This is a genomic window from Roseixanthobacter glucoisosaccharinicivorans (assembly GCF_043195095.2).
GTDB lineage: Bacteria > Pseudomonadota > Alphaproteobacteria > Rhizobiales > Xanthobacteraceae > NCEH01.
This window is the reverse complement of sequence record NZ_CM195538.1, coordinates 1,661,041-1,683,253: the sequence shown is the minus strand read 5'-3', so window position 1 is coordinate 1,683,253 and position 22,213 is coordinate 1,661,041. Positions and strand designations below refer to the sequence as shown.

Here is a 22,213-nt window from a genome sequence, read left to right as displayed (position 1 = left end):
CGCGGATCACTTCTTCTTGCCGGCGATCGCCTTCGCCGGACCCTTGCGGGTGCGGGCGTTGGTGTGGGTGCGCTGGCCGCGCACCGGCAGGCCGCGACGATGGCGCAGGCCGCGGTAGCAGCCGAGGTCCATCAGACGCTTGATGTTCATGGACACTTCGCGGCGCAGGTCGCCTTCCACGATATAATCGCGGTCGATGGTCTCGCGGATCTGCAGCACTTCCTGATCGGTGAGCTGGTTCACGCGGCGTTCGGCCGGGATGTTCACCTTGGTCACGATCTCCTCGGCCTTCTTCGCGCCGATGCCGTGAATGTACTGAAGCGCGATGATCACGCGCTTGTTGGTCGGAATGTTAACGCCAGCGATACGAGCCACGTGTCTCTCCATGTGGACCGCCCACGGAGCGGGGCGGTGTCTCCGCGTCCGGTGGAGGCCGGCCCATGCGGAGATAAAACAAAACCCGCACGTCCCACGTCGCCAAAAGCGGCGCGGGCAGCACGGATGCCGGATGAAGGGAGCGCTGATACACGCTTATGAGGGAGACGTCAAGTCGCACCCCCACCGATCCCCCTCAGACCGTTTCGAGCACCTCGGAGATGGCCTTCGTCACCTCGTCGATGGGGCGCATACCGTCGATCTGCTGCAACTGGCCGCGTGCCGCATAATAAGGCGCGACGATCGCCGTATCGCGGTTGTAGGCGTCCAGCCGATGCCGGAATACGTCCGGATCATCATCCTTGCGAACCGGCTCGCCGCGCGCCTTCGTCTCTTCGGCGCGGCGCATGATTCGATCGGTCAGAAGCGCCTGGTCCACCACAAGCTCAATCACCGCATCGAGCTTGAGGCCCTTCTCGGCAAGCATATGGTCCAGCGCCTCCGCCTGGGCGACCGTGCGCGGGAACCCGTCCAGGATGAATCCCTTCTGTGCGTCCGCATGCTCCAGTCGTTCGGCTATGATGCCGATGACGACGTCGTCCGATACCAGACCGCCCGCTTCCATCACCGCCTTGGCCTTCAGCCCCACCGGCGTCTGGGCCGCAACCGCGGCCCGCAGCATGTCGCCGGTCGAGAGCTGGACAATCCCGTGACGGGCCACCAGTCGCTGGGCTTGAGTCCCCTTCCCCGCCCCGGGAGGTCCCAGCAGAATCAATCTCATTTCCGTCTCCCCCCACGCAGCTTGGCCTTCTTGACCAGTCCTTCGTACTGGTGGGCCAAGAGGTGTCCCTGTATCTGAGATACGGTGTCCATCGTGACGCTAACCACGATCAACAACGACGTCCCTCCGAAATAGAACGGAACGGCCGCGTAGGAAATGAGCAGTTCGGGGAAGAGACACACTGCCGCAATGTAAGCAGCACCCACGACAGTGATTCGGGTCAGCACATAGTCGATATATTCCGCGGTGCGCTCACCAGGGCGAATGCCGGGAATGAAGCCGCCGTGCTTTTTCAGATTGTCCGCCGTCTCCACCGGATTGAACACGATCGCGGTGTAAAAGAAGCAGAAGAACACGATCAGCGCGACATAGAGAACCATATACAGCGGCCGGCCGTGACCCAGCTGGGTGGTGACGACGCCAAGCCATTCCGGACCCGACCCCTGCATGAAGCTCGCGATCGTCGTGGGAATAAGCAGCAGAGAAGAGGCGAAAATCGGCGGAATCACACCCGAAGTGTTCAACTTCAGGGGCAAATGTGAGGACTGCCCCTCATACAGGCGATTGCCGACCTGTCGCTTGGGATATTGCACCAGCAACCGGCGCTGAGCCCGCTCCATGAACACGATGAAGGCGATCAGACCAATCACCATGACCAGCACGAGAAGGATGATGGGAGTCGAAATCGCGCCCTGACGTCCGAGCTCCAAGGTCCGAACGAAAGCGCCGGGAAGCTCCGCAACGATACCCGCGAAGATGATCAGAGACGTGCCGTTGCCGATGCCGCGCGACGTGATCTGCTCACCGAGCCACATCAAGAACATGGTGCCGCCGGTCAGCGTGATGACAGTCGAAATCCGGAAGAACAGTCCCGGATCCTGCACCACCGAACCCGAGCTTTCGAGGCCCACGGAGATGCCATAGGCCTGGAACAGCGCCAGAACCACTGTGAGGTAGCGGGTATATTGGTTGATCTGCTTGCGACCGCTCTCGCCTTCCTTCTTCAGCGCTTCCAGCGTCGGCGAGACGGTGGTGAGAAGCTGAATGATAATCGAGGCGGAGATATACGGCATGATGTTCAGGGCGAAGATCGCCATGCGCTCGACGGCACCGCCGGAGAACATGTTGAACAGGCCGAGAATGCCGTTTTGCGCGCCGTGAAAGACTTGCGAGAGCGCGTCGGGATTGATCCCCGGCAAGGGGATATAGGTTCCAAGGCGATACACCAGAAGGGCGCCGAGGGTGAACCAGATGCGCTTTTTCAGTTCCTCGGCCTTGCCGAGAGCACCGAAATTCAGGTTCGCTGCGAGTTGTTCCGCCGCCGAGACCATGCCTTGCTCCGCTTGGGCCATCCGCGTGGGAACGGCCTATCCATGAGAAGCGGGAGCGCGCGGCGTCAGGGCGAGAGCCGGCACGCACCGCATCTTTCCATCGGTCATACCCGCACTCGCCGCGGCAGACCATTGGCGAGATGACGCGCCGGGCCTACGCGATGAGGCGGAAACACCGCCTCTAACTTCGGCCCCATGCCCGGTGGAGCCTTAAATTCTTGAAACGAAATGCATTTTACGTAATGCAGCAAGAACGACGGCGAAGCAGATCCTGCCCGCCGCCGTCAGAAATCACGCAGCTTCTACCGCTACCGCAGACATAGTGACCGAGCCACCAGCCTTTTCGATCGCTTCAACAGCCGACTTGGTCGCATAGGCCACCTCAAGCGACACCTTCGCCTTCAGTTCGCCCGACCCCAACACCCGCACGCCATCCTTGGCGCGGCGGATGACACCGGCTGCCACGAGCGCGGCGGCGTCGATGGTCGCGTTCGCATCGAGCTTCCCGGCGTCAATGGCGGTCTGCATCCGGCCCAGCGAGACTTCATTGAAGTCGAGGGCGAAGATGTTGTTGAAGCCACGCTTCGGCAGGCGACGATGCAACGGCATCTGGCCGCCCTCGAAGCCCTTGATCGCAACGCCGGTACGGGCCTTTTGACCCTTGACGCCGCGACCCGCGGTCTTGCCCTTGCCGGAACCGATGCCCCGGCCCACGCGCATGCGCTTCTTGCGTGCGCCTACGTTGTCTCTGATCTCGTCGAGCTTCATTTGATGGCCCTCACTCGCCCTCGACCACACGGACGAGATGGCCGACCTTCGCGATCATGCCGCGCACGGCCGGCGTATCCTGGAGAGTGGAGCGACGATGCCGCTTGTTCAGGCCGAGGCCGACCAGCGTCGCCTCCTGCGAGAACGGGCGGCGGATCGGCGAACCGATCTGCTCCACGGTTACGGTCTTGGCGGTGGAAGCCGCCGTCTTTTCGGTCGCCTTAGCCATGGCGCGCTCCTAATGGTTGCTGCCTGGCTCAGTCCGTCGCTTCCGCGTCTTCGACGCGGCGGCGGGACTGGAGCTGCGACACCTTGATACCCCGGCGCGAAGCGACGGAGCGCGGGCTGTCCTGATTGACCAGGGCGTCGAACGTGGCGCGCACCATGTTGTAGGGGTTGGACGACCCGAACGACTTGGCGACGACATCGTGGATGCCGAGCGTCTCGAACACGGCGCGCATCGGGCCGCCGGCGATGATGCCGGTACCGGCCGGAGCGGCACGCAGGATGACCTTGCCCGCACCGTGATGCCCATGCACGTCGTGATGCAGGGTACGGCCTTCGCGCAGCGGCACGCGGATGAGAGCGCGCTTGGCGCTTTCCGTGGCCTTGCGGATGGCTTCAGGCACTTCGCGCGCCTTGCCATGACCGAACCCGACGCGACCCTTCTGGTCGCCGACGATAACCAGGGCGGCGAAACCGAAGCGCCGTCCGCCCTTCACAACCTTCGCAACACGATTGATGTGGACCAGCTTGTCCACGAACGTGTTGTCACGATCCTCGCGATCTCCGCGGTGTTCCCGTTCACGGGCCATTTCGCTACGTCCTTCGCGTCAGAACTGAAGGCCGCCTTCGCGGGCGCCCTCAGCGAGCGCCTTGACGCGCCCATGATAGATGTATGCGCCACGGTCGAACACGACCGCGGTCACGCCCTTCGCCGCCGCACGCTCAGCAACCAGCTTGCCGATGGCCTTGGCGGCCTCGGTGTCTGCGCCGGTCTTCAGGGTGCCGCGCAGGTCCTTTTCGAGGCTCGAGGCGGCCGCTACGGTCTCGCCCTTCGCATCGTCAATGATCTGCGCATAGATGTGCTGCGAGGTGCGGTGCACCGACAGGCGGGGACGCCCGTTGGCCGCAACGCGAATCGCACGGCGCACCTTGGCCTTGCGGCGCGCCAGCGCCTCCAAATCCTTAGCCATGGTTCGCCTCCGTTACTTCTTCTTGCCTTCCTTGCGGAAGATGAATTCGCCTGCGTATTTGACGCCCTTGCCCTTGTAAGGCTCGGGGCCGCGGAACTCGCGGATCTCGGCAGCGACCTGACCGACCTTCTGCTTGTCCATACCCGAAACCAGCACTTCCGTGGGCTTCGGGGTCACGATCTGGATCCCTTCGGGGATCGCATAGATCACGTCATGGCTATAGCCGAGAGACAGGTTGAGGTTCTTGCCGGCAGCCGCGGCCTTGTAGCCGACGCCTGTGATTTCGAGCTTCTTCTCGAAACCCTTCGTCACGCCTTCGACGAGGTTGGCGACCAGCGTGCGGGACATGCCCCACATCGCCCGATGCCGCTGCGTCTCGCCGCGCATGGAGACTTGCAATTCGGCGCCGTTCAGCTCCGCCAGCACTTCTTCCACGAGAGTCAATTCGAGGGCGCCCTTGGGGCCCTTCACCTTAACCGTCTGACCGTCCACGCTGACATTGACGCCGGCGGGAATGGCGACGGGATGCTTGCCGATCTTCGACATGTTTCTCTCCGTCGCTCGCTCAGAACACCGTGCAGAGCACTTCGCCGCCGACATTCTTGTCGCGGGCGTCGTGATCGGCCATCACGCCCTGGGGCGTGGAAACGACTGCGATGCCGAGACCGTTCGCAACGCGCGGAAGGGTCTTGACCGACGCATAGACCCGGCGGCCCGGCTTGGACACGCGCTTGATCTCGCGGATCACCGGCTGGCCGTCGAAATACTTGAGCTCGATCTCGAACTCGGTCCGGCCGTTGCCGTGATCGGTCGAGGTGTAGCCGCGAATATACCCTTCGTCGCGGAGCACATCGAGCAGGCTAGCACGCAGGCGCGAACCGGGGCTCGAGGTCTTCTCCTTGCGCCGCATCTGGGCGTTGCGGATACGGGTGATCAGATCGCTGATGGGATCGTTGATGGACATGAGCCTCTCCTCACCAGCTCGACTTCACGAGGCCCGGGACAAGTCCCTGGGACCCGAGTTCGCGCAGCGCGATACGGCTCATCTTGAGCTTGCGGTAGTACGCGCGCGGGCGGCCGGTGACTTCACACCGATTGCGCACGCGGATCTGCGCGGAATTCCGCGGCATCTGCGCGAGCTTGAGGGTGGCGGCAAACCGCTCCTCGATCGGCAGGGTCTTGTCGTTCACGATCGCCTTCAGACCCGCGCGCTTGCCGGCCAAGCTCTTGGAGAGCTTGCGGCGACGCTCGTTTGTCTCGATCGCGCTCTTCTTCGCCATGTCTTGCTCCTGTTCTCCGCGTCTGAAGAGGCCAAAACCCCTCCACAGCCGGAAAATCACAACCTTCTCTTGATTTGAGAGGGAACCGCGCCCGGCCGGATTAACCCAAGCCTGGCGCGAATCGCCTCTTCTATACCGTCACTGGCGGAAGGGGAAGTCGAAAGCGCGCAGCAGAGCCCGTGCCTCATCGTCCGTCTTTGCCGTCGTGCACACGATGATGTCCATGCCCCAGATCTGCTCAACCTGGTCATAGTTGATCTCGGGGAACACGATGTGTTCCTTGATGCCCATGGCATAATTGCCGCGGCCATCGAAGCTCTTGGGGTTCAGACCGCGAAAGTCACGAACGCGCGGGAGCGCAATTGTGACGAGCCGATCCAGGAACTCGAACATGCGCGCCTTGCGAAGGGTGACCTTCGCGCCAACAGGCTGGTTTTCGCGCAGCTTGAAGTTCGAGATCGCCTTGCGGGCCCGCGTCACGACCGGCTTCTGGCCGGCGATACGCGCGAGGTCCGCGGCGGCGGTCGTCACCTTCTTGGTGTCGGCAGTGGCCTCGCCAACGCCCATGTTGATGACGATCTTCTCGATCGTCGGAACCTGCAGCGGGTTCTTATAGCCGAACTGCTCGATCAGCTTCGGGCGCACGACTTCGTCGTAGTGCGTACGCAGCCGGGGGGTATAACTCACCTCAGCCATCGATCCTCTCCCCGGAACGCTTGGCCACGCGGACCTTCGTCCCGTCTTCCAGCACCTGGAAGCCGACGCGGGTCGGCTTGCCATCCTTGGGGTCGGCGACCGCAAGGTTGGACAGATGGACGGGCGCCTCCTTGGAGATGATCCCGCCTTCCTTGTCCGCCGTCTGGCGCTGGTGGCGCTTGACGATATTGACGCCGCGAACGAGCGCACGCTCCTCCTTCGGCATCACCTGAATAACCTCGCCGGAGCGACCCTTGTCGCGGCCGATGAGAACGACGACCTTGTCGCCCTTTTTGATCTTCGCCGCCATCACAGCACCTCCGGCGCCAGCGAGATGATCTTCATATGGTTCTTGGCGCGGAGTTCGCGCGGAACCGGTCCGAAGATACGAGTGCCCACCGGCTCTTTCTGATTGTTGATCAGCACGGCCGCATTGCGGTCGAAGCGGATCACAGAACCATCGACGCGGCGAATGTCCTTGGCCGTGCGCACCACGACGGCCTTCATGACATCGCCCTTCTTCACGCGGCCGCGCGGAATGGCTTCCTTGACCGACACCACGATGATGTCGCCAACGTGAGCATACTTCCGCTTCGACCCGCCCAGCACCTTGATGCACATGACGCGACGCGCACCGGAATTGTCCGCCACGTCGAGATTGGTCTGCATCTGGATCATGACGCACCTGTTCTCGTCATCCAGCGCCGCCGGCAAGCCGGCATTGCCCGTTCCACATACCGTGCCCGCTCATCGGTACACGGTTCTCACTGCGATGCGGTCTCCACTCGGTCCAGGCGTCCCGAACTCGACGGACCCAGCATCGGAGCGCTTCGTTATCAGACCTCGGCCCGCTTCTCGCCCTGGATCACGATCCAGTTCTTCAGCTTAGACAGAGGCCGGTGTTCTTCGATCCAAACGATATCGCCCACGTGATACGAATTCTCCGCATCATGCGCGTGATACTTCTTGGACCGACGAACGGTCTTCTTCAGCAGCGGGTGGGTGAAGCGACGCTCCACCCGGACCACCACCGTCTTGTCCTGCTTGTCGCTTACCACGACGCCTTGGAGCACGCGCTTCGGCATCGTTCCCTCACTTCGCCTTCGACGCGGCCGCGCCGCGCTTGGTGGTCTGCACGGTCTTGACCCGCGCGATGTCGCGACGGATCTCCTTGGACCGCGCCGTGTTCTCCAGCTGACCCGTCGCCTTCTGGAAGCGCAGGTTGAACTGTTCCTTCTTCAGCTTCAGCAGCTCATCGGCGAGCTGATCGGGGCTGAGGGCCCGAACGTCCTCGGCTTTCATGAGCCTCTCCTCACTCGGCGATGCGCTGAATGAAGCGCGTCTTGATGGGCAGTTTCGCGGCGGCGAGCGTGAGAGCCTCACGGGCCGTCTCGACGCTGACACCGTCGATTTCGAACATGATGCGGCCGGGCTTGATTTTGGCCGCCCAATATTCCGGAGCGCCCTTGCCCTTACCCATACGAACTTCGGTGGGCTTGGAGGTCACGGGCACATCGGGGAAAACGCGGATCCAAACGCGACCGGCACGCTTCATGTGACGGGTCAGCGCGCGACGCGCGGCTTCGATCTGGCGGGCCGTCACGCGCTCGGGCTCGAGCGCCTTCAGGCCGAATTCGCCGAAATTCAGTTCCGTGCCGCCCTTAGCGACGCCGTGAATGCGTCCCTTGAACTGCTTGCGGAATTTCGTGCGCTTGGGTTGCAGCATGGCTTATCGCCTTTCTCTCTGCTCGAGCGTCAGGCCGCGTCGCGATCGCGGTCGCGACCATGGTCGCGATCACGTTCACGCCGGGGCGGACGCCCGCTCGGGCCGTCACTCTCGGCCAGGCGCTTGTCCTGGGCCATGGGATCGTGCTCGAGGATTTCACCCTTGAAGATCCACACCTTCACGCCGCACGTCCCGTAGGTCGTGAAGGCGGTGGCGGTGCCGTAATCCACATCGGCGCGCAGGGTGTGCAACGGCACACGACCTTCGCGATACCACTCCAGGCGCGCGATCTCAGCTCCGCCAAGACGGCCGGAACAGTTGATCCGGATGCCCTCGGCGCCAAGACGCATGGCCGACTGAACGGCGCGCTTCATGGCACGACGGAACGCAACGCGGCGCTCCAGCTGCTGGGCAATGGACTCGGCCACCAACCGCGCATCGATTTCCGGCTTGCGGATTTCGATGATGTTGATGAAGACCTCCGACTTGGTCATGTCGGCAACCTTCTTGCGAAGCTTGTCGATGTCGGCGCCCTTCTTGCCGATCACCACGCCCGGGCGAGCGGAATGAATCGTCACGCGGCACTTCTTGTGCGGACGCTCGATGACAACCTTGGACACCGCGGCCTGCTTCAGAAGCTTGAACAGCATCTTGCGGATCTTGATGTCCTCGTGGAGCAGCTGGCCGTATTCGCCCTTGTTGGCGAACCAGCGGCTGTCCCACGTGCGGTTGATGCCGAGCCGCAGCCCGATCGGATTGACCTTCTGACCCATCAGGCCCGCTCCTCAACTTCACGCACCACGATGGTGATCTGAGCGAACGGCTTCTCGATGCGCGAGGCACGACCGCGCGCCCGCGGCGAGAACCGCTTCATCACCAGGCCCTTGCCCACATGCGCTTCGGCAACGATCAGATCGTCGACGTCCAGCTCGTGGTTGTTCTCGGCATTGGCGATCGCGCTCTCGAGGCACTTCTTCACATCGCGGGCGATCCGCTTGCGAGAGAACTCGAGATCGGCGAGCGCCGTCGCCACCTTCTTGCCGCGGATGAGACCCGCGACGAGGTTCAGCTTCTGGGGGGAGACACGCAGATTGCGCGCAACCGCCTTGGCTTCGTTGTCCGCGAGAGCGCGGGGCTTTGCCTGCTTACCCATGGCCTATCACCGCCGCTTCGACTTCTTGTCGGCCGCGTGCCCGTAATAGGTACGGGTCGGCGAGAATTCGCCGAACTTGTGGCCGACCATGTCTTCCGACACATAAACGGGGACGTGCTTCTGGCCGTTATAAACGCCGAAAGTAAGGCCCACGAACTGGGGGAGGATCGTGGAGCGACGGCTCCAGATCTTAATCGTATCATTGCGACCCGAAGCACGCGCGGTGTCTGCCTTCTTGAGCAGATAGCCGTCGACGAACGGGCCCTTCCAAATCGCTCTTGACATAAGTCAGGCCCTCACTTCTTCCGCTTGTGACGGCTGGTCACGATGAACCGATCCGTCGACTTGTTGTTGCGGGTCTTCTTGCCTTTGGTCGGGAGGCCCCACGGGGTGACCGGATGGCGGCCGCCCGAGGTCCGTCCTTCACCACCGCCGTGGGGGTGATCGACCGGGTTCATGGTCACGCCGCGGTTGTGCGGCTTGCGTCCGAGCCAGCGGTTACGACCCGCTTTGCCCAGAGAGATGTTCATGTGGTCCGGGTTCGAAACCGCACCCACCGTCGCGTAGCACGCGCCGTGCACCAGGCGCTGCTCGCCCGAGTTCAGGCGAACGATCACATACCCATGGTCGCGGCCGACGATCTGCGCATAGGCGCCGGCGGAACGGGCCATCTGGCCGCCCTTGCCGATCTTCAGCTCGACATTGTGCACGATCGTGCCGACCGGCAGGTTCGACAACGGCCCGGCATTGCCCGGCTTCACGTCCACCTGCTCGCCGGCGATCACGCTATCGCCCACGGCGAGGCGCTGCGGCGCCAGGATATAGGCCAGATCACCGTCTTCGTACTTGACCAGGGCGATGAAGGCCGAACGGTTGGGATCGTATTCGATCCGCTCCACCACGGCCGCCATATCGCGCTTGGCGCGCTTGAAGTCCACCAGGCGGTAGGTCTGCTTGTGGCCGCCGCCACGGAAACGAACCGTGATGCGACCGTTATTGTTGCGGCCACCCGAGGAGCTCTTGCCCTCGGTCAGCGTCTTCACCGGCTTGCCCTTGTAGAGGCCGGAGCGGTCCACAATCACGAGCTGGCGGAGGCTCGGCGTGACCGGCTTGAAATGCTTCAGCGCCATGGTCTTATTCCCGTCCCTCTGCTCACAGGCCCGTGGTGACGTCGATGGTTTGGCCCTCTTCGAGGGTCACGACCGCCTTCTTCACGTCGGACTGCACACCTTTACGGCCTTTGAAGATCTTCACCTTGCCCTTGCGGACCAAAGTGTTGACGCTCTTCACCTTCACGTCGAACAGCTTTTCCACCGCCTCCTTGATCTGGGGCTTGGTGGCGGTGCGGGCGACCTTGAAGACGACCTTGTTGAATTCGCTCGCCGCCGTCGCCTTCTCGGTGATGACGGGAGACAGGATCACGTCGTAATGACGTGGCTCGATGTTCCGCTGCGGGCTCATTTGAAGCGCGCCTCCAGCGCGTCCACGGCTGCCTTGGTCAGGACCAGGGTGTCACGCCGCAGGATGTCGTAAACATTGATGCCCTGGATCGGCAGCACGTCCACGTAGGGGAGGTTGCGCGCCGCCATGGCGACGTTGGCCTCCACCTCGGAGCCGTCCACGATCAGCACCGAAGCCCAACCGAGCTTCGCGAACTGTTCCTTCAGGGCCTTGGTCTTGGGGTCGGTCAGCGACATGTGGTCGAGAACGACGATCTGCTCCGCCTTCGCCTTGGACGAAAGCGCATGCTTCAGTGCCAGGGCGCGCACCTTCTTCGGCAGGTCGATGGCGTGGGACCGCACGACCGGACCGAAGGCGCGGCCGCCGCCACGGAACTGCGGCGCAGACGCCGCACCATGACGGGCATTACCCGTGCCCTTCTGCTTATAGAGCTTCTTGGACGTACGGTTGATCTCCGAACGACCCTTGGTGCGATGCGTACCGGCCTGGCGACGCGACAGCTGCCAGGTCACGCACCGATGCAGGATATCCGCACGGGGCTCGAGACCGAAAATCTCGTCCGAGAGCGTCACCGAACCTGCGTCGGTACCATCGAGCGTCTTGACGGCGATTTCCATCACGCGCCCTCCCCGTTCGTCGCTTCAGCCTGCACCTCGGCCGCGCCGCCATTGCCGTCGCGCAGCTTGAACGCGCCGGGCTTGGGGGCTTCGGTGGGCAGGCGCTTCTTGACCGCATCACGCACCGTGATCCAGCCGCCGGCGTGACCGGGAACCGCACCCTCGACCGCAATCAGACCGCGCTCGACGTCGGTCATCACGACCTTGAGGTTCTGGGTGGTGACGGTGACGTCGCCCATGTGCCCAGGCATCTTCTTGTTCTTGAAGGTCTTGCCGGGATCCTGACGACCACCGGTCGAACCGATGGAGCGGTGGGAAATCGACACACCATGAGTGGCCCGCAGACCGCCAAAGTTGTGCCGCTTCATGCCGCCGGCGAAACCCTTGCCGATGGTGGTGCCGGTGACATCCACATACTGGCCCACGACGAAGTGGTCAGCGGTGATCTCGGCGCCGACCGGGATGAGGCCTTCGGCATCCACGCGGAACTCCGCGAGCTTGCGCTTGGGCTCCACCTCGGCCACGGCAAAGTGGCCCCGCTCTGCGCGGGTGGTGTTCTTCGGCTTGCGACGGCCAGCACCGAGCTGAACCGCGACATATCCGTTGCTATCGAGCGTGCGGTGGGCAACCACCTGGCAGCTCTCAACTTTCAGCACAGTGACCGGGACATGTTCACCAGCATCCGTAAAGATGCGTGTCATGCCGACCTTCTGGGCGATGACGCCTGACCGCATGGTCGTGTCTCCTCGCCTCACTTCAGAGCTTGATTTCGACGTCAACGCCGGCGGCGAGGTCGAGCTTCATCAGCGCGTCCACCGTCTGGGGCGTCGGATCGACAATATCGAGCAACCGCTTGTGAGTACGCATCTCAAACTGCTCGCGCGACTTCTTATCGACGTGCGGAGACCGGTTGACGGTGAACTTCTCGATCCGCGTCGGCAGCGGGATCGGGCCGCGCACCTGCGCGCCCGTGCGCTTGGCCGTGGCGACGATCTCGCGTGTTGACGCATCGAGGATGCGATGATCGAACGCCTTCAGGCGGATTCGAATGTTCTGGCCGTTCATGGCTCTAGGGCTCCACGAAAGAGGGACGCATGGGCGAACCACGCGCCCCCGTTCAAACTTCTATTTCACTCGATGATGGAAGCGACGACGCCAGCGCCGACGGTCCGGCCACCTTCACGGATGGCGAAGCGCAGCTTCTCCTCCATGGCGATGGGGACAATCAGGGCCACGTCCATCGAAACATTGTCCCCGGGCATCACCATTTCGGTGCCCTCGGGAAGCGTGCAGATGCCCGTCACGTCCGTCGTGCGGAAGTAGAACTGCGGGCGGTAGTTGGTGAAGAACGGCGTATGACGGCCGCCTTCTTCCTTCGTCAGGATATAGGCTTCGGCCTTGAACTTCGTGTGCGGCTTCACCGAACCCGGCTTGCACACGACCTGGCCGCGCTCCACGTCCTCGCGCTTGGTGCCGCGCACCAGGATGCCCACGTTGTCGCCCGCCTGCCCCTGGTCCAGCAGCTTGCGGAACATTTCAACGCCGGTCACCGTCGTCTTGGTGGTCGGACGGATGCCGACGATCTCGACTTCCTCGCCAACCTTGATGATCCCGCGCTCCACGCGACCCGTCACCACCGTGCCGCGGCCCGAGATCGAGAACACGTCTTCGATCGGCATCAGGAACGGCAGGTCAACCGGACGCTCCGGCTGCGGGATGTAGCTGTCGACAGCCGCCATCAGCTTCAGCACCGCTTCATGGCCGAGCTCGGGCGACTTGCCTTCGAGCGCCATCAGCGCCGAACCGTGGATGATCGGGATGTCGTCGCCCGGGAAGTCGTACTTCGACAGAAGCTCGCGCACTTCCATCTCCACGAGCTCCAGGAGCTCGGGATCGTCGACCATGTCGCACTTGTTCAGGAAAACCACCAGCGCGGGAACGCCGACCTGGCGCGCCAGAAGGATGTGCTCGCGGGTCTGCGGCATCGGGCCGTCGGCCGCCGAAACCACCAGGATCGCGCCGTCCATCTGCGCCGCGCCGGTGATCATGTTCTTCACATAATCGGCGTGGCCCGGGCAGTCCACGTGGGCATAGTGGCGGTTCGTGGTCTCATATTCCACGTGCGCCGTCGAAATCGTGATGCCGCGCGCCTTCTCTTCAGGCGCCTTGTCGATCTGGTCGTACGCCGTGAACGTCGCGCCGCCCGCTTCCGCAAGCACCTTCGTGATCGCAGCCGTCAACGACGTCTTGCCATGGTCAACGTGACCAATCGTGCCGATGTTGCAGTGCGGCTTGTTGCGTTCAAATTTTGCTTTGGCCATGGGACTCTCCGTTGGGTCTCTCTGGCGATTTCTCGGTCAGGGTTCGGTTATGAAGTTCAGGCGTATTTCGCCTGAACCTCCTGCGCGACGTTCGACGGCACCTGTTCGTAGTGGTCGAACTGCATGGTGAAGGTGGCGCGGCCCTGGCTGAAGGACCGCAGCGTGTTCACGTAGCCGAACATGTTGGCCAGCGGCACCATCGCATTGATGACGTTCGCATTGCCGCGCATGTCCTGGCCCTGGATCTGGCCACGGCGAGAATTCAGATCGCCGATCACCGAACCCGTATAGTCTTCAGGCGTCACCACCTCGACCTTCATGATCGGCTCCAGCAGCACCGAGCCGCCCTTCTGAAGGGCTTCACGGAATGCCGCACGGGAGGCGATTTCGAACGCGAGAGCGGACGAGTCCACTTCGTGATACGCGCCGTCGGTGAGCTGAACCTTCACGTCCACCACCGGGAAGTTCGCCAGCACGCCCGCACCGAGCACGCTCTCGAGACCCTTCTGGACGCCAGGGATATATTCCTTCGGCACCGCGCCGCCGACGATCACGCTCTCGAAGCTGAAGCCCTTGCCCACTTCGTTCGGCTCGACCGTGAACTTCACCCGGGCAAACTGGCCGGTACCGCCGGTCTGCTTCTTGTGGGTGTAGTCGACGTCGGTCTTCTTCGTGATGGTCTCGCGATAGGCCACCTGGGGGGCGCCGATATTGGCGTCCACCTTGTAGGTCCGGCGCAGGATATCGACCTTGATGTCGAGATGCAGTTCGCCCATGCCCTTGAGGATGGTCTGGCCGCTTTCGAAATCGGTCGACACGCGGAAGGACGGATCCTCCGCCGCCAGCTTGGAGAGCGCGATGCCGAGCTTTTCCTGGTCCGCCTTGGACTTGGGCTCGATGGCAATCTCGATCACCGGCTCCGGGAATTCCATCTTCTCAAGGATGACCGGCTTGACGGTGTCGCACAGCGTATCGCCGGTGCGGACGTCCTTCAGACCCGCCAGGGCGACGATGTCGCCCGCATAGGCTTCCTTGATATCTTCACGGTTGTTGGCATGCATCAACAGCATCCGGCCGACGCGCTCGCGCTTGTCGCGGGTGGAGTTCAGCAGGCCCATGCCGGTCTCGAGCTTGCCCGAGTAGACGCGGCAGAAGGTGATGGTGCCGACGAAGGGGTCGTCCATGATCTTGAACGCGAGAACCGACAGCGGCTCGTCGTCGCTCGGAAGACGCACGGTGTCTTCCTCGGTCTTGAAGTCGATGCCCTTGATCGCGCCACGATCAATCGGGCTCGGCAGATAGTCGACCACCGCGTCGAGCAGGGGCTGGACACCCTTGTTCTTGAAGGCCGAGCCGCAGAACACCGGGTTGAACTTACGCGTCACGACGGCCTTGCGGATCAGCGACTTGAGGGTCGCTTCGTCCGGCTCGGTGCCGTCGAGGTAAGCAGCCATGGCGTCGTCGTCGAGCTCGACGGCGGCTTCCACCAGCTTGTTGCGATATTCGGCGGCCTTGTCGGCGAGATCCGCGGGGATCTCTTCGTCATGGAACTTCGCGCCGAGGGCCTCGTCTTCCCAAACGACCGCCTTCATGCGGACCAGGTCGATGATACCCTTGAAATTGTTCTCAGAGCCGATCGGCAGCTGGCAGCACACGGGGTTGCCGGCCACGCGGTCGATGATCATCTCGACGCAGCGGTAGAAATCAGCGCCGGTCTTGTCCATCTTGTTGACGAACACGATGCGGGGCACGTTGTACTTGTCGGCCTGGCGCCACACGGTCTCGGTCTGGGGCTCAACGCCCTGGTTGCCGTCGAGCACGCAGACAGCGCCGTCGAGCACACGCAGCGAACGCTCGACTTCGATCGTGAAGTCCACGTGGCCGGGGGTGTCGATGATGTTCAGACGCTTGCCGTTCCAAAAGGCAGTGGTCGCAGCAGAGGTGATCGTGATGCCACGCTCTTGCTCCTGCGTCATCCAATCCATGGTGGCGGCGCCATCATGGACTTCGCCGATCTTGTGGCTCTTGCCGGTGTAATAGAGGATCCGCTCGGTGGTCGTGGTCTTGCCCGCATCAATGTGGGCCATGATGCCGAAATTACGGTAGTCCTCGACGGCGTTAATGCGCGGCATGACTGAGGTCCTCTCCGATCACCAGCGATAATGAGAGAAGGCACGGTTGGCTTCCGCCATCCGGTGCGTATCTTCACGCTTCTTCACCGCGTTGCCACGGTTGTTCGCGGCATCGAGCAGCTCGGCGGAGAGACGCTCCACCATGGTCTTCTCGTTACGGGCACGGGCCGAGGCGATGAGCCAGCGGATCGCCAGGGTCTGGCGACGCTCGACACGCACTTCGACGGGCACCTGATAGGTAGCGCCACCGACGCGGCGGGACCGAACCTCCACGGCCGGAGCGACATTTTCCAGCGCGGTGACGAACACCTCGACAGGATCGTGCTTGGCCTTGGACTCGACCACGTCGAGCGCGCCGTACACAATGGTTTCCGCAACCGACTTCTTGCCGTCACGCATGACGGAATTCATGAAACGGCTGAGCACGAGGCTGCCGTACTTGGCGTCCGGAATGACTTCGCGGCGCTCGGCTTTATGACGACGAGACATAGCTCAAGCTCCCCTGATCACTTCGGCCGCTTCGCGCCGTACTTCGAACGGCGCTGCTTGCGGTTCTTCACGCCCTGGGTATCCAGCACGCCGCGGAGGATGTGATAACGCACGCCGGGCAGATCCTTGACGCGGCCGCCGCGGATCATGACCACCGAGTGCTCCTGAAGGTTATGTCCCTCACCGGGGATGTAACCGATCACTTCGTAGCTGTTGGTCAGCCGCACCTTGGCAACCTTACGAAGCGCCGAGTTCGGCTTCTTCGGGGTCGTGGTGTAAACGCGGGTGCAAACGCCGCGCTTCTGCGGGCTCGACTGAAGAGCAGGAGCCTTGTCCCGCGCCTTCTGCGCTTCCCGCGGCTTCCGGATCAGCTGGTTGATCGTCGGCATGTACGCCTTCGCCTCGTCCTGACCTGCGGCTTTCACCGCATCCATGAATTTTGCGACCCCCTCGGGGACCGCTACGATTTAACGGCCGAAGCCGCCACAAAACAGTTTCGACGCCGAAAGGCTTTCGCCCTTCAGCGGCACCGCAAACGCCCAAGCATGGAAAGCTGACTGAACAGCTTTCCGCTTCGTTCGCGACAGAGGATCACGCCACTCCATCTCCTTGCGGAGATTGGCGCCGCGATCGTGCACCCTTGTCTCGCAGTGCTCTTCCAGGCAGCTTTTGGCTATTTGATCAGGGCGCCCCGGATACCGGGAAAGCTGCTCCGATCGCTCAGACGCGAACGTCTGCCGTGGAAGTGGAGCGTGGTGTAGCCGCAGAGTCGCCGTGCGTCAAGGGCTCGCAAGCTTCGTGACAGCTTTATTGCAAGTTTCGGCCCGCTTCACGGGGCAAACCCGCCGCCCCAGTCATATTATATTAACACGACCCTGTCGGAGAGTTCATTTCTGTCTCCCGGTACCGCCGGAAGATGCGGCGCAAGCAGGGTGCCCGCCTGCGCGACGGCGGCCGTGATTCCCTCGGCCAGAGCCCCCGCCCCCGCCCGCTCCACCACCGCGCCGCAGAGCTTTATCCAGGCTTCGTGTGGGATTGCCGCTTGGACCCCTTCGTCCGCAACCAGTTCGACCAGGCGATCCTGCGGGGCGACGAAGATCAGCAGGCCGCTGCGCGCCTCGGTCTGGTGCAGGCCATGGGCGCGGAACACTTCCAACGCCATGGCGCGGGCCGCGTGGCGCCGCGCCGCGAGCGGAACGAGACGGGCAGCGACCGGCGGCCAGGTAAGCAACACGCAAAGCACGATGAAGCACCCCGCCTGAAGGGCCAGGAGCGACACCGGACGCATCGGCAAGACTGCGATAATCCCCCAGGGCACGATCAAGGCCGCAAGTGCGGCCCACATGATTCCGTGAAACGAATGCACGACCATTCTGCCCGACGCGACCGCGACGCGGATTTCGGCACGGGTCACCTGCTCGGCCTGCGCGACCGCCTCGGCGATCCGCTCCAGGTCCTCGGGCGTCAGGAGGGGGCGCCCGGTGGGCGATGAGGGGCATTCGGTCGTTCCGCGGCTCATCTCACCACCCTCCTGAGGCGCCGCCGCCGCCCGACGAGCCACCGCCGCCGGAAAACCCGCCGCCTCCCGAACCGCCGCCCCAGCCGCCGCCCCAACCACCGGACATGGGGCCGGGCACGAACACGCCGCGTCGCCGCCCGCCAAACCCGCGTCCGCCGCCGGAGCCGCGGGACATGAAATAGAGAAACAGCAGCACCATGACTGCGAAAACGACGATCTGTACCCAGTCGTCCTCGGTCAATCCGCCATGCGGCTCCGCATCGCTCGCGCGCGCCTTCGCCTCCTCCGGATCCAGATTGAGAATCTCCAGGATCGCGGCAGCGCCCGCCTCGATGCCGGCGGGCATGTTTCCCGCCTTGAAGGAGGGCAGGATCGCAGTCCGGATGATCGTTCCGGACACAGCGTCCGTAAGGATCCCCTCCAACCCATAGCCCACCTCGATGCGGACCTTGCGCTCGGTCGGAGCCACCAGCAGCAGCACGCCGTTATTCTTGCGTGCCTGCCCAAGCTGCCAAAAACGGAACAGCCGGTTCGCATAATCCTCGATGGATGTTCCCTGAAGCGAGCGCACGGTCGCGATCACGAACTGATCTGTCGCCTTGGCCTCCTGGGCCGCCAGCTGCGTATCAAGGCTGCGGACGGTGTCGGCATCGAGAATGCCGGCATCGTCCACCACGCGCCCGCTAAGCGGGGGAAAGCTCAGCTCGGCCCAAGCTGCGGTGCTGAAGGCGAGGAAGGCCCAAACCAGCAGCAAGCCCGCCCAGTCCCGCCGGGCCGGCATGCGCCGGCTCCCTGGTTCCGGGGGATAGGTCGGGCCCATGGCCCCCCTCCCGCGCATCAGTTGAACTTCACCTTCGGCACCTGCATCTGCTGCTCGGAGATGGTGAAGGTCTCCATGGGCTTGTTGGCGCGATACAGAGTCGCCGCCCAGATCGAACCCGGGAACGTTCTCAGCTCGGTATTATAGACGCGCACAGCCTCGATGTAGTCGCGGCGCGCCACCGCGATGCGATTCTCGGTGCCTTCGATCTGCGACTGGAGCGCGAGGAAGTTCTGGTTTGATTTCAGGTCCGGATAGGCCTCCGATACCGCGATCAGCCGGCCGAGTGCTCCGGAAAGCTGCGACTGAGCGTCCTGGAATTGCTTGAATTGTGCCGGATCGGTGATGGTGGAGGCATCCACGCGAATGGATGTTGCCTTGGCGCGCGCCTCGATCACCGACGTCAGCACGTCCTTTTCCTGGGCGGCATAGCCCTTCACGGTCTCGACGAGGTTCGGGATGAGATCGGAGCGGCGCTGGTACTGATTAAGCACTTCGCTCCAGGCCGCCTTCGCCCGCTCTTCCTCGGTGGGGATTGCGTTGACGCCGCACCCAGCCAGGACCAGCGCCACGAGCACCATCAGGGAGGGAATTTTCACGCGACCGGCAAATGCGCTGATGGAGGACATGACAAGCCTTTCTCGGCAAACGTCTGGGCGAACGATCATAGCGAGCATGAATGAACGTGCGGCGTCGCCAGTTCCAAGCCGCTCGATTCTATTTTCCCTTGGGGATGTATCCTGGCAGATCCTGCGCCTCGTCGAGTTGCGCCAGCTTGAGCGCCAGGTTCTCGGCCAGGTCCAGGCTGGTCTCGATCAGCCGCTTGCTCATGAAGGTGCGAAAATATTCGCCCCACATGAATTCCTTAAAGGGCGTGTCGTCATCGTCGCGGAATGCCGTGCCCCGCACGCCGCGGGCCAAGGTGCGCCAGGGATTGTCGGTCAGTTCGCGCACATGGCTCGGGATGCGCACATAGGGGCGCCGATTCCCGTCGGCGTCGATCGGCCAGCACATGCCGGCACGATCCATTGCGGGCCAGAATTCGTCGACATCCATGTGCGACCAGTCCAGGGTCGCCGCGACATCCTGCACCGCCGTCGTGTGCCCGCACAAAAGCAGCGCGCGGCACAGATGGTGATGGTCGATCATATAAAGCTGGCCCTTGGGCCCGATCACGCAGGGCACCGGCCGCTTGCGGACCAGTTCGTCGAGATCGTCCTTGTCGAGCCCGGCCATGCGTTTTGCGCGCCGCGTGACCTCGGCCATGCCGAGGGTCAGCTGGGTTGGATGCAGATCGTCGATCGCAATCGTACGACTTCCCATGGCGCCCCTCTTTGAGGTGCGGGCCGCGCCTTGCGCGACCCGACGGTTTTGCCTTCAGGTGTTAAGCGAAGATCAGCCCGGCGAGATCATCTGCTCGGGCCGCACCACCGCGTCGAACTCTTCATTCGTCACATAGCCACCGCCGACCGCCTCTTCGCGCAGGGTTGTGCCGTTCTTGTGCGCGGTCTTGGCGATCTTGGCGGCGTTATCGTAGCCGATCTTCGGGGCGAGCGCGGTGACCAGCATCAAGGACCGCTCGAGCGCCGCCTTGATATTGTCCTCGCGTGGCACGATGCCGACCACGCAATGCTCGGTGAAGCTGTTCGCCGCGTCCGCCATCAGCCGCACCGACTGAAGGAAATTATAGGCCATCACAGGGTTATAGACGTTCAGTTCGAAATGGCCCTGGCTGCCAGCGAAGGTGAGCGCGGCATTATTGCCGAAGATCTGCACGCACACCTGGGTCATCGCCTCGCACTGGGTCGGGTTAACCTTGCCCGGCATGATGGACGAGCCGGGCTCGTTCTCCGGCAGCGACAGCTCGCCAAGGCCCGAGCGCGGGCCCGAGCCCAGCAGGCGGATATCGTTGGCGATCTTGAACAGCGCAGCCGCCGCGGAATTGATCGCGCCGTGCGAAAACACCATGGCGTCGTGCGCCGCCAGGGCCTCGAACTTGTTGGGCGCGCTGGTGAACGGAAGGCCGGTGATCTCCGCGATCTGCTCCGCCACCTTCTCCGCAAAGCCGACCGGCGCATTCAGGCCGGTGCCGACCGCCGTTCCGCCCTGCGCAAGCTGCATAAGGCCCGGCAAAGTGGATTCGAGGCGCGCGATGGCATTGCCGACCTGCTGCGTATAGCCGGAAAACTCCTGGCCGAGCGTAAGGGGCGTCGCATCCTGGGTGTGGGTCCGGCCGATCTTGATGATCGTGGACCATTCCTTTGCCTTTGCGTCCAGGGCCGCATGAAGCGTGCTGAGGGCCGGCAGAAGGCGATGAACAATCTCTTCCGCACAGGCCACATGCATGGCCGTGGGATAGGTGTCGTTCGACGACTGGCTCATGTTGACGTGATCGTTCGGGTGAACCGGCTTCTTGGAGCCCCGCTCGCCGCCGAGGATCTCAATCGCGCGGTTCGAGATCACCTCGTTCGCATTCATGTTGGACTGGGTGCCGGACCCGGTCTGCCACACCACCAGCGGAAAATGATCGTCGAGCTTGCCGTCGATCACTTCCTGGGCGGCGGTAACGATCGCGGCGCCGAGGGCCGGGTCGAGGCGGCCCAGACCCATGTTGGTTTCCGCCGCCGCGCGCTTGACGATTCCGAGCGCCCGCACGATGGGCAGGGGCTGACGCTCCCAGCCGATCTTGAAGTTGCCCAGCGACCGCTGGGCCTGGGCGCCCCAATAGCGGTCTGCCGGCACCTCGATGGGGCCGAACGTGTCTGTCTCGGTACGGGTCGCAGTCATAATGAGGGTCCCCTGTCGCCAAAATTCTGGGAGCGACGAGGCTTCTAGCACAGCCTGTCACGAGGCCGAGTCCGCTCCGATGGTAAAATAGTTACAGAAAGGTACCCAGGGAGGGCGGTTCTCACTGGATTTGCCATAGGTTCGCCGTGGATCAGGCGTGATGTTACCTGATCGCGCTGAGGGCAGATTGACCAAGGTCTTTTCCTGCCGGAAGCTCGTGAAACTCGGCTCGGTTTGGGGGGAACCATGCCGCTCGTCGAGGCTTGAAGTGAGCGAAATCGTGAATCTTCGGCGTGTGCGTAAAGAGCGCGCACGCAGCGAGGCGCAGGCTGAGGCCGCTGAGAACCGGCTTCGGTTCGGACGCACCAAGGCTGAGCGGGAAGCTGAGGCCGCCGAACAGCGGATTAAAGCCCTGCGCCTAGAAGGCCATTTGCTCACGAAGAGGGAAAACACATGAAAAGCCCCGTAGTGAAAAGGTCCATCGTGATCGCCGGTCACAAGACCAGCGTGAGCCTCGAAGATGCCTTCTGGGATGCCTTGAAGGAAATCGCGAGCAGTCGCCGCCTGACGTTGTCTGACCTTGTCGCGACCATCGACTCGTCGCGCACACAGGGCAATCTGTCCTCCGCAATCCGCCTCTTCGTCCTCGACCACTATCGCGGCCATGCGGCACCCAGTCGCGCCTCGAGTACCTCCGACCGCACTGGAGCGACCGGAACTCCCGTTGCGTAAGCTTGGTCGGCCCCCTATCTGACTCTCTT

35 protein-coding genes are annotated in these 22,213 nt (G+C 63.0%); 2 read left to right on the top strand and 33 right to left on the bottom strand.

What is annotated here, in order from left to right; all coding sequences use genetic code 11:
* Positions 1-6: 6 nt before the first annotated feature.
* The 33 genes from rpsM to fumC all read right to left on the bottom strand — a co-directional run bounded on the left by rpsM (position 7) and on the right by fumC (position 21,452).
* On the bottom strand, positions 7-375 hold the full coding sequence (rpsM, locus tag V5F78_RS07525; protein ID WP_348845283.1) for a 30S ribosomal protein S13: 369 nt from the start codon (positions 373-375) through the stop codon (positions 7-9).
* Positions 376-571: 196 nt separating this feature from the next.
* Entirely contained in the window at positions 572-1,156 is a 585-nt protein-coding gene (locus V5F78_RS07520) for an adenylate kinase (protein ID WP_394071619.1), read from the bottom strand.
* Positions 1,153-2,487 (bottom strand): preprotein translocase subunit SecY, encoded by a 1,335-nt coding sequence (secY, locus tag V5F78_RS07515; protein ID WP_394071620.1) that lies wholly within the window; start codon positions 2,485-2,487, stop codon positions 1,153-1,155. Before secY ends, V5F78_RS07520 begins: the two co-directional genes overlap by 4 nt.
* A 291-nt stretch (positions 2,488-2,778) precedes the next feature.
* Positions 2,779-3,255, bottom strand: coding sequence for a 50S ribosomal protein L15 (gene rplO, locus V5F78_RS07510; protein WP_394071621.1), 477 nt, complete (start codon positions 3,253-3,255; stop codon positions 2,779-2,781).
* Between the two features lie 10 nt (positions 3,256-3,265).
* Positions 3,266-3,484 (bottom strand): 50S ribosomal protein L30, encoded by a 219-nt coding sequence (gene rpmD / locus V5F78_RS07505; RefSeq protein ID WP_394071622.1) that lies wholly within the window; start codon positions 3,482-3,484, stop codon positions 3,266-3,268.
* A 28-nt stretch (positions 3,485-3,512) separates the two neighbouring features.
* Complete coding sequence (rpsE, locus tag V5F78_RS07500) at positions 3,513-4,070, bottom strand: 30S ribosomal protein S5 (RefSeq protein ID WP_348845067.1); 558 nt, start codon at positions 4,068-4,070, stop codon at positions 3,513-3,515.
* A gap of 18 nt (positions 4,071-4,088) precedes the next feature.
* Complete coding sequence (gene rplR, locus V5F78_RS07495) at positions 4,089-4,451, bottom strand: 50S ribosomal protein L18 (protein ID WP_348845066.1); 363 nt, start codon at positions 4,449-4,451, stop codon at positions 4,089-4,091.
* A gap of 12 nt (positions 4,452-4,463) precedes the next feature.
* The gene (gene rplF, locus V5F78_RS07490) at positions 4,464-4,997 is read right to left on the bottom strand and encodes a 50S ribosomal protein L6 (RefSeq protein WP_394071623.1); all 534 of its coding nucleotides are present in this window, start codon (positions 4,995-4,997) and stop codon (positions 4,464-4,466) included.
* Positions 4,998-5,016: 19 nt separating this feature from the next.
* Positions 5,017-5,415: a 30S ribosomal protein S8 gene (gene rpsH, locus V5F78_RS07485; protein ID WP_394045005.1), complete on the bottom strand. Its 399-nt coding sequence runs from the start codon at positions 5,413-5,415 to the stop codon at positions 5,017-5,019.
* Positions 5,416-5,425: 10 nt separating this feature from the next.
* Positions 5,426-5,731, bottom strand: coding sequence for a 30S ribosomal protein S14 (gene rpsN / locus V5F78_RS07480; protein WP_394071624.1), 306 nt, complete (start codon positions 5,729-5,731; stop codon positions 5,426-5,428).
* 138 nt (positions 5,732-5,869) lie between these two features.
* A complete protein-coding gene (rplE, locus tag V5F78_RS07475) occupies positions 5,870-6,427 on the bottom strand; it encodes a 50S ribosomal protein L5 (protein ID WP_394071625.1) in 558 nt (185 codons plus the stop codon).
* Positions 6,420-6,737, bottom strand: a complete 318-nt coding sequence (rplX, locus tag V5F78_RS07470; RefSeq protein WP_394045008.1) for a 50S ribosomal protein L24 — start codon at positions 6,735-6,737, stop codon at positions 6,420-6,422. The genes rplE and rplX overlap by 8 nt, the downstream gene beginning before the upstream one ends.
* On the bottom strand, positions 6,737-7,105 hold the full coding sequence (gene rplN / locus V5F78_RS07465) for a 50S ribosomal protein L14 (RefSeq protein WP_029006297.1): 369 nt from the start codon (positions 7,103-7,105) through the stop codon (positions 6,737-6,739). Before rplN ends, rplX begins: the two co-directional genes overlap by 1 nt.
* Before the next feature lie 158 nt (positions 7,106-7,263).
* Positions 7,264-7,512, bottom strand: coding sequence for a 30S ribosomal protein S17 (gene rpsQ / locus V5F78_RS07460; protein WP_394045010.1), 249 nt, complete (start codon positions 7,510-7,512; stop codon positions 7,264-7,266).
* A 7-nt stretch (positions 7,513-7,519) separates the two neighbouring features.
* Positions 7,520-7,729: a 50S ribosomal protein L29 gene (gene rpmC / locus V5F78_RS07455; RefSeq protein ID WP_348845059.1), complete on the bottom strand. Its 210-nt coding sequence runs from the start codon at positions 7,727-7,729 to the stop codon at positions 7,520-7,522.
* 10 nt (positions 7,730-7,739) lie between these two features.
* Positions 7,740-8,153 (bottom strand): 50S ribosomal protein L16, encoded by a 414-nt coding sequence (gene rplP / locus V5F78_RS07450; RefSeq protein ID WP_348845058.1) that lies wholly within the window; start codon positions 8,151-8,153, stop codon positions 7,740-7,742.
* A 29-nt stretch (positions 8,154-8,182) separates the two neighbouring features.
* The gene (gene rpsC, locus V5F78_RS07445) at positions 8,183-8,926 is read right to left on the bottom strand and encodes a 30S ribosomal protein S3 (protein WP_394045012.1); all 744 of its coding nucleotides are present in this window, start codon (positions 8,924-8,926) and stop codon (positions 8,183-8,185) included.
* Entirely contained in the window at positions 8,926-9,306 is a 381-nt protein-coding gene (gene rplV, locus V5F78_RS07440; RefSeq protein WP_348845056.1) for a 50S ribosomal protein L22, read from the bottom strand. The genes rpsC and rplV overlap by 1 nt, the downstream gene beginning before the upstream one ends.
* Positions 9,307-9,312: 6 nt before the next feature.
* A complete protein-coding gene (gene rpsS, locus V5F78_RS07435) occupies positions 9,313-9,591 on the bottom strand; it encodes a 30S ribosomal protein S19 (protein ID WP_209105111.1) in 279 nt (92 codons plus the stop codon).
* 11 nt (positions 9,592-9,602) lie between these two features.
* Positions 9,603-10,436, bottom strand: coding sequence for a 50S ribosomal protein L2 (gene rplB, locus V5F78_RS07430; protein WP_394071626.1), 834 nt, complete (start codon positions 10,434-10,436; stop codon positions 9,603-9,605).
* Between the two features lie 22 nt (positions 10,437-10,458).
* Positions 10,459-10,767, bottom strand: a complete 309-nt coding sequence (locus V5F78_RS07425; protein ID WP_348845054.1) for a 50S ribosomal protein L23 — start codon at positions 10,765-10,767, stop codon at positions 10,459-10,461.
* Positions 10,764-11,384: a 50S ribosomal protein L4 gene (gene rplD / locus V5F78_RS07420; RefSeq protein WP_394071627.1), complete on the bottom strand. Its 621-nt coding sequence runs from the start codon at positions 11,382-11,384 to the stop codon at positions 10,764-10,766. The genes V5F78_RS07425 and rplD overlap by 4 nt, the downstream gene beginning before the upstream one ends.
* Complete coding sequence (gene rplC / locus V5F78_RS07415) at positions 11,384-12,118, bottom strand: 50S ribosomal protein L3 (protein ID WP_394071628.1); 735 nt, start codon at positions 12,116-12,118, stop codon at positions 11,384-11,386. Before rplC ends, rplD begins: the two co-directional genes overlap by 1 nt.
* Positions 12,119-12,140: 22 nt before the next feature.
* A complete protein-coding gene (gene rpsJ, locus V5F78_RS07410; RefSeq protein ID WP_348845050.1) occupies positions 12,141-12,449 on the bottom strand; it encodes a 30S ribosomal protein S10 in 309 nt (102 codons plus the stop codon).
* Positions 12,450-12,514: 65 nt separating this feature from the next.
* Positions 12,515-13,705, bottom strand: coding sequence for an elongation factor Tu (gene tuf, locus V5F78_RS07405; protein ID WP_509276235.1), 1,191 nt, complete (start codon positions 13,703-13,705; stop codon positions 12,515-12,517).
* A 56-nt stretch (positions 13,706-13,761) separates the two neighbouring features.
* The gene (fusA, locus tag V5F78_RS07400; RefSeq protein WP_394069556.1) at positions 13,762-15,837 is read right to left on the bottom strand and encodes an elongation factor G; all 2,076 of its coding nucleotides are present in this window, start codon (positions 15,835-15,837) and stop codon (positions 13,762-13,764) included.
* 18 nt (positions 15,838-15,855) lie between these two features.
* Positions 15,856-16,326 (bottom strand): 30S ribosomal protein S7, encoded by a 471-nt coding sequence (rpsG, locus tag V5F78_RS07395; RefSeq protein ID WP_394014820.1) that lies wholly within the window; start codon positions 16,324-16,326, stop codon positions 15,856-15,858.
* A 17-nt stretch (positions 16,327-16,343) separates the two neighbouring features.
* The gene (rpsL, locus tag V5F78_RS07390) at positions 16,344-16,715 is read right to left on the bottom strand and encodes a 30S ribosomal protein S12 (RefSeq protein ID WP_012171083.1); all 372 of its coding nucleotides are present in this window, start codon (positions 16,713-16,715) and stop codon (positions 16,344-16,346) included.
* Positions 16,716-17,185: 470 nt separating this feature from the next.
* Positions 17,186-17,845: a TPM domain-containing protein gene (locus V5F78_RS07385; RefSeq protein ID WP_394069554.1), complete on the bottom strand. Its 660-nt coding sequence runs from the start codon at positions 17,843-17,845 to the stop codon at positions 17,186-17,188.
* A gap of 1 nt (position 17,846) precedes the next feature.
* The gene (locus V5F78_RS07380; protein ID WP_394069552.1) at positions 17,847-18,626 is read right to left on the bottom strand and encodes a TPM domain-containing protein; all 780 of its coding nucleotides are present in this window, start codon (positions 18,624-18,626) and stop codon (positions 17,847-17,849) included.
* A gap of 56 nt (positions 18,627-18,682) precedes the next feature.
* On the bottom strand, positions 18,683-19,294 hold the full coding sequence (locus V5F78_RS07375) for a LemA family protein (RefSeq protein WP_394069550.1): 612 nt from the start codon (positions 19,292-19,294) through the stop codon (positions 18,683-18,685).
* 88 nt (positions 19,295-19,382) lie between these two features.
* On the bottom strand, positions 19,383-19,988 hold the full coding sequence (locus V5F78_RS07370; protein WP_394069548.1) for a ParB-like protein: 606 nt from the start codon (positions 19,986-19,988) through the stop codon (positions 19,383-19,385).
* Between the two features lie 72 nt (positions 19,989-20,060).
* A complete protein-coding gene (fumC, locus tag V5F78_RS07365; RefSeq protein WP_394069546.1) occupies positions 20,061-21,452 on the bottom strand; it encodes a class II fumarate hydratase in 1,392 nt (463 codons plus the stop codon).
* 187 nt (positions 21,453-21,639) lie between these two features.
* Between fumC and V5F78_RS07360 the strand changes: the two genes are divergently transcribed.
* Complete coding sequence (locus V5F78_RS07360; protein ID WP_394069544.1) at positions 21,640-21,909, top strand: DUF4169 family protein; 270 nt, start codon at positions 21,640-21,642, stop codon at positions 21,907-21,909.
* The gene (locus V5F78_RS07355; RefSeq protein WP_394069542.1) at positions 21,906-22,184 is read left to right on the top strand and encodes a ribbon-helix-helix domain-containing protein; all 279 of its coding nucleotides are present in this window, start codon (positions 21,906-21,908) and stop codon (positions 22,182-22,184) included. The genes V5F78_RS07360 and V5F78_RS07355 overlap by 4 nt, the downstream gene beginning before the upstream one ends.
* The last annotated feature ends 29 nt before the right edge of the window (positions 22,185-22,213 follow it).